Genomic DNA, 16,245 nt, shown 5'->3' with positions numbered 1-16,245 from the left:
CCGGGCGGGGCGGGGGCGGGGGGGGGGGGGGGGCGGCGCGCCCCACCCCCCCCCCCCCCCCCCCCCCCCCCCCCACCCGCACCGACCATGCCACGTTCGACTTACCCCTTAATAACCGTCCTTGCCACTCACGAGAGGTGCCCTTGGCAGGCCACCGCCGCGCTTGCTCGCCCTTCATGTACTTGGGAAGGTGTGAAGGTCGAGTTTTCTCGGCTGAGCCGAGGGAAGGGGTCCTTCACGCGCAGCCGCTGGGGCTGGTGGTGTTGCTGGGGCTGCGGGGCGATCGCCGAGTCCGTGAAGGCCTCCTTCCCTACCTTGAGGGTAGGCAAGGAGGCCTTCACGGACTGGGATCCGGATTCAATCGCCGCTCACGTAGGTACCTGAGACACCCTTGGCTCTAACCGTCCTTGCCACTCACGAGTGGCGGGTCAGAACCGGCCGCAGTTGCCAGTGCCCGCCTGCCCGTTGAACGCGCTCTTCAGCCACTCGGTGGCGTCGGTGGACGCGGTCGTCATGCCCAGCGCGTGGGAGAAGAACGGCGTGAAAGACGTCAGGTCCTTCCACTGGACGTTCGCGCCCTTACCGCACCAGTCCTTCGCCATCTGCTTGTCGACGGCCGCCGGGATGACGTCGTCCATCGGGCTCTGTTCGACCAGAACCGGCATGGCGGGTTTGACGGTGCCGATCCGGTTCTCCGCCACGATCGCATCGAACGGCGGCTGGGACAGGTAGGCGGACACGGGCTTGCCTTCCTTCGTCAGCGAGCTGGACTGCTTGAACATGAACTGAAGGACCGCGTTCATGGTGCAGGTCTGGCGGGCCTTCAGGAACAGGTCGGCACCCGTCGGATTGGCCAGGTTCATCAGCTTGGCCTCGGGGTACGCCTGGTTGATGCCGATCAGGGCGTAGCCGAGGAACCCGAAGTACATTCCGCCGTCGAGAGACTTCGAGAGCGCGGCTTTGTCCGCGGGCGGCGCGCCGGAGTAGACGCCCTTCACATCCAGTTCGGGGGCGTAGGTGGCGGCCAGTTCGGCGGCGGACGCGGCGGCACTGCCGCCCTCGGAGTAGCCGGCGATACCCACCGGGCCGTCGGCGGGCAGGCCGGTGCCGGGCAGCCGCTGCGCGGCGCGGATGACGTCGAGCACGGTGTGCGCCTCGGACAGCCGGATGACGTACGGGTGATCGCCGCTTCCCTCCACCCACGGTCCGATGTAGTCGGTCTGCGCCACGGCGAACCCGGCGCCCAGCAACGCGTCGACGAAACCGCCCTGGAAACCGGAGACCAGATCCGAGGCACCCTCACCCGCGAGGGTTTTCGAGGGAGCGCAGTCCGGCCCCATGCCGAACGTGAACGGCGCGTAGGCCACGATCGGCCGTTCGCCGGGACCGTTCCACGGATTGTCCGGCACCAGAACCGTGCCGCTCACCGCGACTTGCTTGTCCTTGTTGTCCCGCGACAGATATTGGATCCGGGTCGCCTTCGCTCCCTTATAGGTCGAGGGCTGCGACTTGACCACGTCGCCGTTTTCGCCGGCGGGAAGTGGTGAAGAGGAGGTGTACACCGAACTCGTGTCCGCGCTCGCGACAGGCGCGCCCGTCGCGATCAGCGTCACGGTCACGGCGGCGATCAGGACACGGCGAAAGGAAGAAGTCATCTTTGCGCTCCACACTGAGGTTGGAAAACTCCCGCACGGGACCTAGATGGAAGCCCTTCCCGCTTGTGTGGTCAATGGCAGGCCGTCGAATTGTCATTCCCGTCAGTGTGGCGAAACCGATTTCACTAATGGCTTTCCGTGCGGCGGTCGCGCAATTTCCGGAATTCGCCGATTCCGGTTATCGTCGCCGTCATGTCAGAACCGAACCGGTCGGCGATGCGGGTGGCCGATTCCGATCGTGAGAACGTCGCGCGACTGCTGTACGAAGCCATGGGTGCGGGACGGATCACCACCGGTGAACTGGAAACGAGACTGGACGCCGTCTACGCGGCCAAGACCTTCGCGGAATTCGAGCCCGTCGTCGCGGATCTGTCTCCCGGTGGCGCGCTCGCCCTGTCCCATGCCGGAGACGGCGATCAAGGCGGACGGCGCTCGTTCGCGGTCATGTCCGCCACCACGCGGCGGTTCGACGGGCCGCTGCCGCCGAAGCACGTCAGCCGCGCGTTCTGGGGAAGCGTGCGCCTCGATCTGCGGCGGGCCCGGATCGCCGCCGGACCCCGCACGATCAGGGCGGTGGCGATCATGGGCGGCGTCAAGATCGTCGTTCCGGAGGACCTCGCCGTCGACATCCGCGGGATCGGCCTGATGGGCCGATTCGGCACCGGCCGCCGGACCGGGCGACGGGGGCCGGTGACGGGTGCGCCGGTTCTGCGGGTCACGGGTTTCGCCTGGTGGGGGTCGGTGAAGGTGATCCGAAAGCCCTTGGAGCCGCGGCGGCGCTCCTCGCGCGGGCGCGGCTGACGGGGCCAAAGAAGTCCGGTGGCTCCTCGGGCACTATGCCTTCCGTAAACTCGTTGTGAGGACGAGCCGAGGGAGGTGCAGGTGGCCAACGCGGAAGAGCGACGTTTCGAAGTGCTGCGCGCGATCGTCGCCGATTACGTGTCCAACCAGGAGCCCGTGGGATCCAAGGCGATCGTCGACAGGCACAACCTCGGTGTGTCCAGCGCCACCGTGCGCAACGACATGGCGGCGCTCGAGGAAGAGGGCTACATCACACAGCCCCACACCAGTGCGGGCCGTATCCCCACCGACAAGGGGTACCGGCTCTTCGTCGACCGGATAGCCGAGGTCAAACCGCTCAGCGCGGCCGAGCGCCGGGCCATCACCGCGTTCCTCGACAGCGGCACCGACGTCGACGACGTCCTGCGCCGCTCCGTCCGGCTGCTCGCGCAGCTGACCAGGCAGGTCGCGGTCATCCAGTACCCGATGATGACCAACTCCGCCGTCCGCCACCTCGAAGTGGTGCCGCTCACCCCGGCCCGGCTGATGCTCGTGCTGATCACCGATTCCGGCCGCGTCGACCAGCGCACCGTCGACCTCGGGGACGTCATCACCGAGGAGAACGTCGGCAGGCTGCGCACGGTGCTCAACGGGGCACTGGCGGGCCGACGGCTCTCCGAGGCCGCGGCGGCGGTCGCCGAACTGCCCGAGAAGGCGCCGGGCGAACTGCGCGACAACCTCACCCGCGTGTGCACCGTGCTCGTGGAATCGCTGGTCGAGCACCCCGAGGAGCGGCTCGTGCTCGGCGGCACCGCCAACCTCACCCGCAACGTCTCGGACTTCCCCGGATCGCTGCGGCAGGTGCTGGAAGCGCTCGAGGAGCAGGTCATCGTCCTCAAGCTGCTCGCGGCCGCCCGCAACCCCGGTGCGATCAGCGTGCGCATCGGTGAGGAAAATGAGGACGAGCAGATGCGCAGCACCTCGGTGGTGTCCATCGGCTACGGCATGGACGACATGCTGTTGGGCGGGATGGGCGTCGTCGGGCCGACCAGGATGGACTACCCGAACACCATCGCCGCGGTGCGCGCGGTGGCGAACTACGTGGGGCAGATCCTCTCCGGCCGCTGAACGCGGCGGTGAGGTCTAAGTCAGAAGGAGAAGGCGGAGACGGTGGCGAGGGACTATTACGGGATTCTCGGGGTTGCGAAGAACGCGACGGATCAGGAGATCAAGCGCGCGTACCGCAAACTGGCCCGTGAACTGCACCCCGACGTCAACCCGTCGGAGGACGCCCAGCATCGCTTCGGCGAGGTGACCACCGCGTACGAGGTGCTGTCGGATCCGCAGAAGCGCAAGGTCGTCGACCTCGGCGGCGACCCGATGGACGGCGGGGCCCGCGGCGGCGGTGGAGACCCGTTCTCGGGCTTCGGCGGCCTCGGCGACATCATGGACGCCTTCTTCGGCGCCGCCGGAGGTGGTGGCGGCCGCGGCCGTGGCCCGCGCAGCCGTGTGCAGCCCGGCTCCGACGCGCTCATCCGCCTCGGCCTCACCCTCGAGGAGTGCGCCACCGGCGTCGACCGCGAGATCACCGTCGACACGGCCATCGTCTGCGACCTGTGCCGCGGCGCCGGCGCGGCCGAAGGCACCGGCACCAAGACCTGCGACACCTGCGGCGGCGCGGGCGAGGTCCAGTCCGTGCAGCGGTCGTTCCTCGGCCAGGTCGTCACCGCCCGTCCCTGCCCGGTCTGCCGCGGCTTCGGCGAGGTCATCCCCGACCCCTGCCGCCAATGCGGCGGCGACGGCCGGGTCCGCGCCCGCCGCAACGTCACCGCCAAGATCCCGCCGGGCGTCGGCGACGGCATGCGCATCCGCCTCTCCGGACAGGGCGAGGTCGGCCCCGGCGGCGGCCCCGCCGGCGACCTCTACGTCGAGATCGACGAAGCACCGCACGAGGTGTTCGTCCGGCAGGGCAACGACCTGCACTGCAACTTCCGCATCCCGATGACCACCGCCGCCCTCGGTGCCACGGTGCCCATCGAGACCCTCATCGACGGCGACTACGAACTCGACATCGAGCCGGGCACGCAGCCCGCCACCGAGCTCGTGCTCACCGCCAAGGGCATGCCGCGCCTGCGGTCTTCCGGGCGCGTCGACGGCCGGGGCGACCTGCACGTCCACATCGACGTCGTCGTGCCGACCAAACTCGACGACGCCCAGCGCGACCTCCTCGTCGAACTCGCCCAGCAGCGCGGCGAAGACGTGCCTTCGCTCTCCTCGAACGGCTCCAAGCCCGGCGGGCTGTTCTCCAAGCTGCGCACCAAGAACCACCGGTAACCCGTGCCCGAGACGACACTGCCGGTCTTCCTCACCGCCGCGCTGCCCGGCTCCGGGCGCACCACCCTCGACGGCGAGGAAGCCCGGCACGCCGCCACCGTCCGGCGCCTGCGCGTCGGCGAACGTCTCGTGCTCTCCGACGGCGAAGGCGGCATGGCGCGCTGCGTCGTCGAAGCCGTCCAGGCCGGCCGCGACGCGGCACTCACCCTCGCCATCGAAGAACACTGGACCGAGGAACCACCCGCGCTGCGCGTCATCGTCGCCCAAGCCCTCGCCAAAGGGGACCGCGGCGAACTCGCCGTCGAACTAGCCACCGAAGCCGGCGCGGACGCCATCGTCCCCTGGCGCGCCGCCCGCAGCGTCGCCCGCTGGGAAGAAGGAACCCGCGGCGACAAAGCCCTCACCCGGTGGCGCACCACCGCCCGCGCCGCCGCCAAACAAGCCCGCCGCGCCCACGTCCCCGAAGTCGCCGAACCCGCCACCACCCGCGAACTCGCCGAACTCGCCCAGACCGTTTCCCGCGCACTCGTCCTCGAATCCGGCATCACCACCCGCCTCACCGAGATCGAACTCCCGGCACAAGGCGACATCCTTCTCGTCGTAGGCCCCGAAGGCGGCATCAGCGACGAAGAATTGAACACCCTCACCGACGCCGGCGCCACCGCCATCCGGTTGGGCCCCACCGTTTTGCGCACCTCCACCGCCGCCGCCGTGGCACTCGGCGCGCTAGGGGTTCTCACCGACCGCTGGAAGTGAAAAAACACCCCACTAATTTGCGGCGAGTTATGGCGCGATCACGCAAACAGCCGTTACTCTCGTTAACTGACGCGCAACACAAGGTTTCGGCGCGCCACTGGGGATGAAGCCCGGTCGCGCGCGTGAATCCCCGCCGGGCACCTCCCCCCTCGGTCCGGCGGAGCCGCGGCGGCGGTGGGCCGACCCCCAGGGTCCACCGCGCCGCGGCATCTTCATTTCCGGGTCTCCCTCCTTGCCCTGCCCCGAAATCCGCGCCGCGACGCGGTGCGTCAGGCTGCGGCGGATGGGGGATAGGGTGGGGGAATGAGTGACGCGGAGACGTTGTTCGAGCGGATCATCGCGGGCGAGATCCCGTCCGACAAGGTGTACGAAGACGAGACGACCTATGCGTTCCGGGACATAGCGCCGCAGGCGCGGGTGCATGTGCTCGTGGTGCCGAAGAAGCGGTACCGGAACGTCGCCGAACTGGCCGCCGCGGACCCGCAACTCCTCGCCGACGTGGCCGCCACCGCCAAGAAGGTCGCGGAGCTCGAGGGGATCGCGGAGTCCGGTTACCGGGTGGTGTTCAACACCGACCGTGACGCCGGGCAGACCGTCTTCCACGTGCACGCGCACGTGCTCGGCGGCGAGCAGCTGGGGCATTTCGGACGCTGAGGCGCGCGGCCTGCGGAAACCGACCTGCGTGCCGCCACCCGCAACCAGTAACATCGACCTTGTCAGACCTTGTCACTGTCGTTGAAAATCGCAGCGTAAGCGCAGGAAGTAGGCCAGAGGCCACGTGGCCGGAACCGTACCGGGTGAAGCCGCCCGACCCGACGTTCCCGCGGACGTCACCCCGACGAAGACCGATGAGGTCGCGATCACCGAAGCGGCCCAGTCCCGATTCCCCATCCCCGACGCCGCCGCGCTCAGCCTGCTCGGCTCGAGGGACGAAAACCTCCGGGTCGCCGAAGAACTCCTCGCCGCCGACGTCCACGTCCGGGGCAACGAGGTCACCCTGACCGGCGCCCCCGCCGACGTCGCCTTCGCCGAACGTGTCTTCGCCGAACTCGTGACGCTCGCCGGCCGCGGCCAGCAGGTCGACCCGGCCACCGTCCGCCGCACCGTCGGCATGCTCTCCACCGGTGACCACGAGTCGCCGGCCGAAGTGCTGAGCATGAACATCATCTCCCGGCGCGGTAAGACGATCCGGCCCAAGACGCTGAACCAGAAGCGCTACGTCGACGCCATCGACAAGCACACGATCGTCTTCGGCATCGGCCCCGCCGGTACCGGCAAGACGTACCTCGCCATGGCCAAGGCCGTCCAGGCGCTGCAGGCGAAGCAGGTCACCCGCATCGTCCTGACCCGTCCCGCGGTCGAAGCCGGTGAGCGCCTCGGCTACCTGCCGGGCACGCTCAACGAGAAGATCGACCCGTACCTGCGCCCGCTGTACGACGCGCTGCACGACATGGTCGAGCCCGAGTCGATCCCGCGGCTGATGCAGGCCGGCACCATCGAGATCGCGCCGCTGGCGTACATGCGCGGCCGCACCCTCAACGACGCCTTCATCATCCTCGACGAAGCGCAGAACACCACGCCGGAACAGATGAAGATGTTCCTCACCCGGCTCGGGTTCGGCGCCAAGATCGTCGTCACCGGCGACGTCACGCAGGTCGACCTCCCCACCGGCCAGAAGAGCGGCCTCCGGGTGGTCCGCGACATCCTCGAAGGGGTCGAGGACCTGCACTTCGCCCAGCTCACCAGCCAGGACGTGGTGCGGCACAAGCTCGTCGGCGACATCGTCGACGCGTACGAGAAGTGGCAGGCGCTGCAGGACAGCAAGGACCAGGGCAGCGGTTGGAAGGGTCAGCGTCGTTCATGAGCATCGAGATCGCCAATGAATCGGGCGTGAACGTCGACGAGACCTCGATCGTGTCGGCCGCCCGCTTCGCGCTCGACAAGATGGAGGTCAGCCCGCTCGCCGAGCTGTCCATCCTGCTCGTCACCCTCGAGGTGATGGAGGATCTGCACGAGCGGTGGATGGACCTGCCCGGTCCCACCGACGTGATGGCCTTCCCGATGGACGAGCTCGACTCGTCGCGCCGCCCCGACGCGCCCGACGCCTCGCCCGCGCTGCTCGGTGACATCGTGCTGTGCCCGGCGTTCGCGAAGGACCAGGCCAAAACGGCCGGCCACTCGCTGATGGACGAGCTGCACCTGCTCACCACGCACGGTGTGCTGCACCTGCTCGGCTACGACCACGCCGAACCGGCCGAGGAACGCGAGATGTTCGGTCTGCAGAAGCGGATCCTCGGCGAGTTCCAGGCCGCGGTGGCCGCGGTGAACAGGCGCGACGCGCAGCGTTCCGCGGACGACAGGCTCCTCGGCACCGCCGGCCTCGACGCCGCGCCCGCCGAAGAGCCTCCCGCCTAGGCGGTTCGCGGACATGGGTAGTCCCACGGCTCTGCTGGTCATCGCCATCGCGCTGATCCTGCTCGCCGGGGTGTTCGCGGCCGCCGACGCCGCCGTCAGCACGGTCTCCAAAGCCCGCGCCGACGGCCTCGTCCGGCTCGGCCGCCCCGGCGCGCGTCAGCTGTCGCTGGTCATCGCCGAACGCCGCCGCCACATCAACCTGATCCTGCTGCTCCGGATGACCTGCGAGCTGACCGCCACCGTGCTGGTCACCGTCGACATCCTCGGCTGGATCCGGCCGCTGTGGCTCGCGATCGTCGTCGCCGCGGGCGTGATGGTCGTGGTGAGTTACGTGCTCATCGGTGTCGGCCCGCGCACGCTCGGCCGCCAGCACCCGTACCGGATCGGCCTCGTCGTCGCGGGCCCCGTCCGCGTCCTCGGATCGATCCTCGGCCCGCTGAGCAGGCTGCTGATCGTCCTCGGTAACGCCATCACCCCCGGCCGCGGTTTCCGTGAAGGCCCGTTCACCTCCGAAGTCGAACTGCGTGAACTGGTCGACCTCGCCCAGGAACGCGGCGTCGTCGAGGAATCCGAACGGGAGATGATCCATTCGGTGTTCGAGCTCGGCGACACCGTCGCGCGCGAAGTCATGGTGCCGCGCACGGAGATCGTCTGGATCGAGCACGACAAGACCGTGCGCCAGGCGCTCGCGCTGGCCCTGCGCACCGGGTTCACCCGGCTGCCGGTGATCGGCGACTCCGTCGACGACGTGGTGGGCGTGGTCAACATCAAGGACCTCATGCCCGCGTACATGGCCGAGGGCGGCTCGCAGCGGCAGGTCGAGGAGCTGATGAACCCGGCGAGTTTCGTGCCGGACTCCAAACGGCTCGACGATCTGCTCAAGGAGATGCAGGTCTCGCACAACCACATGGCGATCGCCGTCGACGAGTACGGCGGCACCGCCGGCCTGCTCACCATCGAGGACATCCTCGAGGAGATCGTCGGCGAGATCACCGACGAATCCGACACCGACGAACGCCCCGAGGTCGAGGAGCTCGAGAACGGCGCGGTCCGCGTCTCGTCCCGGCTCTCGATCGACGACCTGGGCGAACTGTTCGGGATCGACCTCGAAGACCACGACGTGGAGACCGTGGGCGGGCTCCTCGCCGAGCGACTGGGTAGGGTCCCGCTGCCGGGGGCCGAAGCCGAGGTCGCCGGACTTCGGCTGTTCGCCGAAGGCGGTAAGGACCGGCGCGGGCGGATGCGGATCACCACGGTGGTCGTCCACCCCGCCGACGCGGACGCGGTGACCGACGCAGCCCAGGGCAGGCGCCGGACCCGCGTCCCGCAGCCCGATGAAAGTGACAGGAGTGTCGAACATGCCTGAGCTGGACGCCGAGGACCAGAAGCTGGTGACCCTGGCCAGGTCCGCGCGAGCCCGCACCCAGGCCGACGAAGGCGCCGCGCTCCGCGACACCGACGGCCGCACGTACGCGGCGAGCACGGTCGACCAGCCGTCGTTCAAGCTCACCGCGCTGCAGGCCGCCGTCGCCGCCGCCGTTTCGAGCGGAGCCGAAGGAATCGAGGCCGCCGTCGTGGTCACCGCCGAGGGCCTGCTCAAAGAAGCGTCCGTGCACGCGGTCCGGGACATCGCCGAAAAGGCCCCGATCTATCTGGCCGACCCCAGTGGCAAGGTGCTGAACTGATGGCCGAGCCGCATCGTTCCGGTTTCGCCTGCTTCGTCGGGCGGCCCAACGCGGGCAAGTCGACGCTGACCAACGCGCTCGTCGGCAGCAAGGTGGCGATCACCTCCAGCAAACCGCAGACCACCCGGCACGCCATCCGCGGCATCGTCCACCGCGACGACGCCCAGCTGGTGATCATCGACACGCCGGGTCTGCACCGGCCGAGGACCCTGCTCGGCGAGCGGCTGAACGACATCGTCCACTCGACATGGTCCGAAGTGGACGTTGTCGGGCTTTGCGTGCCCGCCAACGAAAAAGTCGGCCCCGGCGACCGGTTCATCGCCGCGGAACTGAAGAAGATCGCCAAACGCACCCCCGTGATCGGCGTCGTCACCAAGACGGATCTCGTGAAACCCGAACAGGTCGCGGAGCAGTTGCTCGCCCTGCAGGAGGTCATGGAATTCGCCGAGCTGATCCCGGTGTCCGCTGTGGACGGTTTCCAGGTCGGCGCGCTCTCGGATCTGTTGGTACGGCACCTTCCCGAAGGCCCGCAGCTGTATCCGGGCGGCGAACTCACCGACGAACCCGAGCAGACCCTGGTCGCCGAGCTGATCCGCGAGGCCGCGCTGGAAGGTGTCCGGGACGAACTCCCGCACTCGATCGCCGTCACCGTCGAAGAGATGCTGCCCCACGAGGGCAGGGACGACATGATCGACGTGCACGCGTTCCTCTATGTGGAACGACCGAGCCAGAAGGGCATCATCCTCGGGCACAAGGGTGAGCGGCTCAAGGACGTCGGCGCCCGCGCCCGGCAGCAGATCGAGGGTCTCCTCGGCTCGAAGGTCTACCTCGACCTGCACATCAAGGTCGCCAAAGAGTGGCAGCGCGATCCCCGTCAGTTGCGACGGCTGGGCTTCTGACTGAACGGAATGTCTCGATTCGGTCGCGGACACAGGTTGATGATGTGGAACCGGACGGGTGACCTTAGAGTCTCAACCCTTGACTCCGGTGATCGCTGATCGGGCGGCGCGCCCGGGGCGTAGTTCCACATCTCATTCGTGAAGGGAAAGCGGTAAATGACCGACAACCAGGGCCTGCCCAACTACTCCGGCGACCCTCAGGGCGGTGGAGGCTTCAACAACCCCGGCCCGCCGCCCAACAACAACCTGGTGTGGGCCATCCTCACCACGATCCTGTGCTGCCTGCCCTTCGGCATCGTCGCCATCGTCAAGGCGAACCAGGTGAACACCCTCTGGGCACAGGGCCAGCCCGCCGCGGCGCAGGAAGCGGCCGACGCCGCCAAGAAGTGGTCGATCATCGCGGCGATCGTCGGTGGCGTCCTCATCGTTCTGTACGTTGTCCTCGTCGTCGTCCTGGGCGTCTTCGCGGCCTCGGTGGACGTGAACAACTACCGCTGATCCCGGCGCTCGAGGGGGAGACCTCATGACCGACCAGTACCCGAATTACCCGCCTCCGGGCGGGCCACCGCCGCAGCAGCCGTATTACGGCGGCATGCCGAACTACGGACCCCCGCCGGACAACAACCTGGTGTGGGCCATTCTCTGCACGGTGTTGTGCTGCCTGCCGCTGGGTATCGTCGCGATCGTGAAGTCGAGCCAGGTGCAGACGTTGTGGTCGCAGGGCTTCTACGCCGAAGCCCAGAAGGCCGCCGACGACGCGAAGAAGTGGTCCATGTGGGGAGCGATCTCCACGGGCGTTCTCTTCCTGCTGTACATCATCTTCATCGTGGTGATGGTCATCATCGGCGCGTCGGCGGGAAGCTTCACGCCGTGACGACGTCCGTCTACACGGGATTCCCGGCGCGCGGGTTCAAGGCGAAGGCCCGCGCGCTGGGGCCACCCCTGGCCATCGCCGCCGGCGCGGCGGCGGGCTGCGTCGTCCTTTGGCTGGGTGATCCCACCACTCCGGGCGGGCCGCTTCCGGTCTGCCCCACCAAGGCTTTGCTGGGCATCGCCTGTCCCGGCTGCGGTGGCATGCGCATGGTCTACAGCGCGCTGCACGGGGACATCCCCGCCGCGCTGCACTACAACGCGGTGTCCTTTGTGGTCGTTCTACTGCTCGTCTGGAGCACCGTCGCCTGGGCGGTCGGCAGGCTCCGCGGCCGCGCGGTGGACAGCTGGCTGCACTGGCGCTGGACGCCGCTCGCGTTCGGTGTCGTGTTCGTCGTCTGGTTCGTCATCCGTAACCTGCCCTTCGCTCCGTTCACCTCGCTGTACGTGTGAGTGCCGGGCCGAGGCCCGGATCGTCGGTGGTACCGAGTACGCTCCCGCGCACCGGTCTGCTCGGTGTGTACCCATGCCGTACATTCAGCCCGGGTCGCCGCACGGGCCCCGTGTGCCAGGGGCGAGGAACCAGCGAGGGGATTTCGATGACCACTCCCTACGGCCAGCAGCCGCCGGGACAGCAGCCGCCGCCCGGATCCGGGCCCCCGCCGGGGGATGGGCAGCAGCAGTCACCGCAGCCGCAGCAGCCGTTCGGACAGCCGCCGTCGGGAGAACAGCCCTCGCCCTTCGGGCAGCAGCCTCAGCAGGGTGAGCAGTCTTCGCCCTTCGGGCAGCAACCGCAGTCTCCGTTCGGCCAGCAGCCGAACCAGCCGTTCGGCGCGCAGCCGCAGTCCCCGTTCGGGCAGCAGGGCCAGCCTTCGCCGTTCGGCCAGGCCGCCCAGTTCGGCCCGCGGACCGACTACGCCCACTGGGGCCTGCGCGCGGCCGGAACCCTGATCGACTTCGCGCCGATCGTCGTGCTTCCGATCATCGGCTCCATCATCGCCGCGAACGCGAATTCGCTCGTCGGTGGCATCATCGCCGGTATCGGGTACCTCGCGGGCCTCGGCTGGACCGTCTACAACCGGTGGATCAAGATGGGCACCACCGGCCAGTCGCTCGGCAAGAAGATGGTGAACATCAAGCTCGTCCGCGAAAGCGACGGGCAGCCGATCGGCCCGCTGATGGCCTTCGTCCGGGACCTGTGCCACAACCTGGACGGCTGGGTCTGCGGCCTCGGTTACCTCTGGCCGCTGTGGGACGAGAAGAAGCAGACGTTCGCCGACAAGATCCTCAGCACCGTCGTCGTGCCGGGCGAAGCCGACACCGCGCCCGCGTCGGCGCCGTTCGGCCAGACCCCGGGATTTCCCGCGCCGCCGCAGCCGGCTTCGCCGTCGTTCCCCGCGCCGCCCTCGCCGTTCGGCCGGCAGCAGCAGCAGCAGCCGTTCGGCGCGCCCCAGCAGCAGTCGGGTCCGTTCGGCCAGCAGCCTCACCAGCCGCAGCCGTTCGGGCAGCAGCCGTCCCAGCCGCAGGGAACCCCGGCACCATCACCGGAGTCCCAGCCTGGGCCGGCTCTGGGCGAGGCCGAGCCGACGCAGGTCCTCCGCCCGGGGCAGCAGCCTCAGCAGGCACCGTCAGGGTTCGACGAAGCCGAGCCGACGCAGAAGATCACGCCGGAGCAGTTGAAGCGGCAGTTGCCCGGGGCGGAGGGGCCGAACGGGCCCGGAACACCGCAGCAGTAAGGAACGACCGGCGGGATCCACCCGTCGGGAAGCACGACACAAGTGGGGAACCCGATGACGAACCCGTACGGCCAGCAGCCCGGCTACGGCCAGCAGCAGCCCTATGGCCAGCAGCCTCAGCCCGGATACGGACCCCCGTCCGGCGCCACGCCCGCGCCGTACGGCCAGCCCTCCGGCGCGAACCCGATGCCGTACGGCCAGCCCGCGCCTTATGGGCAGCCCGCGCCCTACGGCCAGCCCGCGCCGTATGGCGCTCCGGGCGGTATGCCCGGTGGCGGCGACATCAACTCGATCCCGGACTACAAGGGCTGGGCGATCGGGTGCATCTTCCTCTGCTGGATCATCGCGATCTTCGCGATCATGAAGTCCAACGAGGTCAACACCTACAAGATGCAGGGCAACTACGCCGCCGCCATGGACGCGTCGAAGTCGACGAAGACCATGTGCATGATCGCCTCGATCATCGGCGGTGTCGGCTGCCTGTTCTCCCTTCTCTGGATCATCCTGGTCGCCGCCAGCATCTAGCCCGACCGCAGACGAAAGAACAACGAGGACCTTTTTCATGACCAACCCCTACGGCCAGCAGCAGCCCTACGGACAGCAGCAGCCTGGCTATGGGCCGCCTTCCGGTGGCATGCCCGCCCCCTACGGTCAGCCGGCTCCGTACGGCCAGCCTTCCCCTTACGGCGCGCCGGGCGGTATGCCCGGTGGCGGTGGCGACATCAACGCCATCAAGGACTACAAGGGCTGGGCGATCGGCTGCATCTTCCTCTGCTGGATCATCGCGATCTTCGCGATCATGAAGTCCAACGAGGTCAACACCTACAAGATGCAGGGCAACTACGCCGCCGCCGCGGACGCGTCGCGGTCCACGAGGACCATGTGCATGATCGCCTCGATCATCGGTGGCCTCGGCTGTGTCTTCGCCATCGTGATGATCATCCTCTCGATCGTCGCGGCCTCGTCCGTGCCCAGCTGCTACGGCCGCTACTGCTGATTCCGGGGCGCACCACCCCGATGTCGGTCCCAGGTGGGACGATGTCGGGGTGGTGAACCTCTATCGCGACACCGGAGTGGTGTTGCGGACGCACAAGCTGGGTGAGGCCGATCGGATCGTCACCCTGCTCACGCGGCGGCACGGCAAGGTCCGTGCGGTCGCGAAAGGGGTGCGCCGGACGTCATCGCGTTTCGGGGCCCGGTTGGAGCCGTTCGGGCACGTCGACGTCCAGTTCTACACCGGCCGCACCCTCGACGTGATCACCCAGGTCGAGACGGTCGACGCCTTCGCGCTCCCGCTGGTGGCCGATTACCAGCGCTACACCGCCGCGAGCGCCATCGCCGAGACGGCGGACCGGTTGTCCGCCGAAGAGGGCGAACCGGTGCTCAAGCTCTACATGCTCGTCGTCGGAGCCCTGCGCGCGCTCGCGGGCGGTGAACGGGACAGCTCCCTCGTCCTCGACGCCTTCTTCCTGCGGGCCATGGCGTACGCCGGCTGGGCGCCCGCGATCACCGAATGCGCCCGCTGCGGCCTGCCGGGTCCGCACAAGGCGTTCAGCGTGTCCGCCGGTGGCTCGATGTGCCCGGATTGCCGGGTTCCCGGCTGTGTGCACCCTTCCCAAGAGGTGCTGACCCTGCTCGCGGCGCTCCTGCACGGCGAATGGCCGGTGGCCGAGGCGTCGCTGCCGGTGCCGCGCCGGGACGCGTCCGGCCTGGTCGCGGCGCATCTGCAATGGCATCTGGAACGCCAGCTGCGGTCGCTGCCGCTGGTGGAGAGGCGTGCGCGGGAGAGCGCCACCGGCGCGCAGTAGGGTCGCAGGCACAGGTTCACTCGATCAGGAGGCTCGAAGGTGCTGCGCAGGGGACGCGAGAACAAGGCGTCACAATTCGAACTTCGCGCGCCGGAGCCGCATCCGTCCGGTGCCCGGCCCCCGGAGATCCCCAAGGAACTTCTCCCGAAGCATGTGGCGCTGGTGATGGACGGCAACGGCCGCTGGGCCAACCAGCGGGGACTGCCGCGGATCGAGGGCCACAAACGCGGTGAAGCGGTGATGATCGACGTCGCCAGCGGCGCCGTGGAACTCGGCGTCAAATGGCTGTCGGTGTACGCGTTCTCCACCGAGAACTGGAAGCGGAGCCCGGAAGAGGTCCGGTTCCTGATGGGCTTCAACCGCGACACCATCCGCCGCCAGGTCGACTACCTCGGTTCGATCGGCGTCCGCATCCGCTGGGCGGGCCGCCGTCCGAAGCTGTGGGCGAGCGTCATCAAGGAACTCCAGGTCGCCGAGGAGAAGACCAAGCACAACACGGCGCTGAACATGACGATGTGCGTCAACTACGGCGGCCGTGCCGAACTGGGCGACGCCATGCGCCGGATCGCCCAGGACGTCGCCGACGGGAAGCTGAACCCGGACAAGGTCACCGAGAAGACCATCGGCAAGTACCTGTACCAGCCCGACATGCCGGACGTGGACCTGTTCCTGCGGCCGTCGGGGGAGCAGCGGACGTCGAACTTCCTGCTCTGGCAGTCGGCCTACGCCGAGATGGTCTACCAGGACACGCTCTTCCCGGACTTCGACCGCACCCACCTGTGGCGGGCCTGCCTCGAGTTCGCCAAACGGGACCGCCGCTTCGGCGGGGCCATCGACAAAGCTTCGGAAGGAACTTCATGACCACCGAAGCGGCGGACACGGCGGCTCTGCTCACCTCCGCGCGGGAGGCCCTCGAGCGCTACCTCGAAGTCCACGTCGACGACGACGGCGCGCTGACCTTCTCGCACGCGGACGTCCCGTGCGTCATCCAGGCGACCCGGCTGGCCGAAGGGCTGACCGTGCTGAGCCTGACCTGCGTCGTCGCCTGGGACCTGCCGGACGACCCGGCGATCGCGGCCTCGGCGGCTGAACGCGCCGGTCAGGGCCTGTTCGGGACGCTCGGGGTCGTGCGTTCGGAGAAGGGCATCGACATCACGCTGAGGTATGCGTTCCCGGCCGAGGGCATGGACCCGTCGCCGCTCGGAACGCTGCTCATGCTGGTCGTCTCGACGGCGTCGCAGCTGCGCTCGGACCTGCTGGGCACCGCTCCCGGGGAGTGACCGCCGGAACGCAGGGTCACCTGGCAT

The 16,245-nt window shown here is 68.6% G+C and carries 20 protein-coding genes; 19 read left to right on the top strand and 1 reads right to left on the bottom strand.

The annotated features are described in order from the left end of the window. Positions 1-428: 428 nt before the first annotated feature. A complete protein-coding gene (locus ACIRGA_RS37600) occupies positions 429-1,655 on the bottom strand; it encodes a lipase family protein (protein WP_400951004.1) in 1,227 nt (408 codons plus the stop codon). Between the two features lie 192 nt (positions 1,656-1,847). On the opposite strand from ACIRGA_RS37600, the gene ACIRGA_RS37595 reads away from it, so the two are divergent. From ACIRGA_RS37595 to ACIRGA_RS37505, 19 genes are all read left to right on the top strand, one after another. Continuing rightward, positions 1,848-2,456 (top strand): DUF1707 domain-containing protein, encoded by a 609-nt coding sequence (locus ACIRGA_RS37595; protein ID WP_400951001.1) that lies wholly within the window; start codon positions 1,848-1,850, stop codon positions 2,454-2,456. 81 nt (positions 2,457-2,537) lie between these two features. After that, positions 2,538-3,563, top strand: a complete 1,026-nt coding sequence (hrcA, locus tag ACIRGA_RS37590; protein ID WP_400950999.1) for a heat-inducible transcriptional repressor HrcA — start codon at positions 2,538-2,540, stop codon at positions 3,561-3,563. A 42-nt stretch (positions 3,564-3,605) separates the two neighbouring features. Beyond that, positions 3,606-4,769: a molecular chaperone DnaJ gene (gene dnaJ / locus ACIRGA_RS37585; protein ID WP_016332457.1), complete on the top strand. Its 1,164-nt coding sequence runs from the start codon at positions 3,606-3,608 to the stop codon at positions 4,767-4,769. Positions 4,770-4,772: 3 nt separating this feature from the next. After that, positions 4,773-5,525: a 16S rRNA (uracil(1498)-N(3))-methyltransferase gene (locus tag ACIRGA_RS37580; RefSeq protein ID WP_400950995.1), complete on the top strand. Its 753-nt coding sequence runs from the start codon at positions 4,773-4,775 to the stop codon at positions 5,523-5,525. Positions 5,526-5,828: 303 nt separating this feature from the next. Next, a complete protein-coding gene (locus ACIRGA_RS37575; protein ID WP_400950992.1) occupies positions 5,829-6,179 on the top strand; it encodes a histidine triad nucleotide-binding protein in 351 nt (116 codons plus the stop codon). Between the two features lie 124 nt (positions 6,180-6,303). Then, positions 6,304-7,389 (top strand): PhoH family protein, encoded by a 1,086-nt coding sequence (locus ACIRGA_RS37570; RefSeq protein ID WP_400950990.1) that lies wholly within the window; start codon positions 6,304-6,306, stop codon positions 7,387-7,389. Then, positions 7,386-7,940: an rRNA maturation RNase YbeY gene (gene ybeY / locus ACIRGA_RS37565; RefSeq protein WP_400950987.1), complete on the top strand. Its 555-nt coding sequence runs from the start codon at positions 7,386-7,388 to the stop codon at positions 7,938-7,940. The genes ACIRGA_RS37570 and ybeY overlap by 4 nt, the downstream gene beginning before the upstream one ends. 13 nt (positions 7,941-7,953) lie before the next feature. After that, positions 7,954-9,306 (top strand): hemolysin family protein, encoded by a 1,353-nt coding sequence (locus tag ACIRGA_RS37560; protein ID WP_395880373.1) that lies wholly within the window; start codon positions 7,954-7,956, stop codon positions 9,304-9,306. Continuing rightward, positions 9,299-9,625, top strand: coding sequence for a cytidine deaminase (locus tag ACIRGA_RS37555; protein WP_400950985.1), 327 nt, complete (start codon positions 9,299-9,301; stop codon positions 9,623-9,625). The genes ACIRGA_RS37560 and ACIRGA_RS37555 overlap by 8 nt, the downstream gene beginning before the upstream one ends. Further along, positions 9,625-10,524, top strand: coding sequence for a GTPase Era (gene era, locus ACIRGA_RS37550; RefSeq protein WP_016332464.1), 900 nt, complete (start codon positions 9,625-9,627; stop codon positions 10,522-10,524). The genes ACIRGA_RS37555 and era overlap by 1 nt, the downstream gene beginning before the upstream one ends. Before the next feature lie 156 nt (positions 10,525-10,680). Next, positions 10,681-11,022 carry a CD225/dispanin family protein gene (locus ACIRGA_RS37545; protein WP_007034858.1) on the top strand — a complete coding sequence of 114 codons (342 nt, stop codon included), beginning with the start codon at positions 10,681-10,683 and terminating at the stop codon, positions 11,020-11,022. Between the two features lie 25 nt (positions 11,023-11,047). Further along, entirely contained in the window at positions 11,048-11,398 is a 351-nt protein-coding gene (locus ACIRGA_RS37540; protein ID WP_400950981.1) for a CD225/dispanin family protein, read from the top strand. Then, positions 11,395-11,847 (top strand): DUF2752 domain-containing protein, encoded by a 453-nt coding sequence (locus ACIRGA_RS37535; RefSeq protein WP_400950978.1) that lies wholly within the window; start codon positions 11,395-11,397, stop codon positions 11,845-11,847. Before ACIRGA_RS37540 ends, ACIRGA_RS37535 begins: the two co-directional genes overlap by 4 nt. A 146-nt stretch (positions 11,848-11,993) precedes the next feature. After that, entirely contained in the window at positions 11,994-13,130 is a 1,137-nt protein-coding gene (locus ACIRGA_RS37530; RefSeq protein ID WP_400950975.1) for an RDD family protein, read from the top strand. A 54-nt stretch (positions 13,131-13,184) separates the two neighbouring features. After that, positions 13,185-13,655, top strand: coding sequence for a CD225/dispanin family protein (locus ACIRGA_RS37525; protein ID WP_007034862.1), 471 nt, complete (start codon positions 13,185-13,187; stop codon positions 13,653-13,655). A 37-nt stretch (positions 13,656-13,692) separates the two neighbouring features. Next, positions 13,693-14,127 carry a CD225/dispanin family protein gene (locus tag ACIRGA_RS37520; RefSeq protein WP_400950972.1) on the top strand — a complete coding sequence of 145 codons (435 nt, stop codon included), beginning with the start codon at positions 13,693-13,695 and terminating at the stop codon, positions 14,125-14,127. 49 nt (positions 14,128-14,176) lie between these two features. Beyond that, the gene (gene recO, locus ACIRGA_RS37515; protein ID WP_400950969.1) at positions 14,177-14,938 is read left to right on the top strand and encodes a DNA repair protein RecO; all 762 of its coding nucleotides are present in this window, start codon (positions 14,177-14,179) and stop codon (positions 14,936-14,938) included. A 39-nt stretch (positions 14,939-14,977) separates the two neighbouring features. After that, positions 14,978-15,799 carry an isoprenyl transferase gene (locus ACIRGA_RS37510; protein WP_034316407.1) on the top strand — a complete coding sequence of 274 codons (822 nt, stop codon included), beginning with the start codon at positions 14,978-14,980 and terminating at the stop codon, positions 15,797-15,799. Then, positions 15,796-16,218 (top strand): hypothetical protein, encoded by a 423-nt coding sequence (locus tag ACIRGA_RS37505; protein ID WP_005158775.1) that lies wholly within the window; start codon positions 15,796-15,798, stop codon positions 16,216-16,218. Before ACIRGA_RS37510 ends, ACIRGA_RS37505 begins: the two co-directional genes overlap by 4 nt. Positions 16,219-16,245: the final 27 nt, after the last annotated feature.

This window comes from Amycolatopsis sp. NPDC102389 (assembly GCF_044765885.1).
Lineage (GTDB): Bacteria > Actinomycetota > Actinomycetes > Mycobacteriales > Pseudonocardiaceae > Amycolatopsis.
This window is presented reverse-complemented; position numbering and strand designations above follow the sequence as displayed.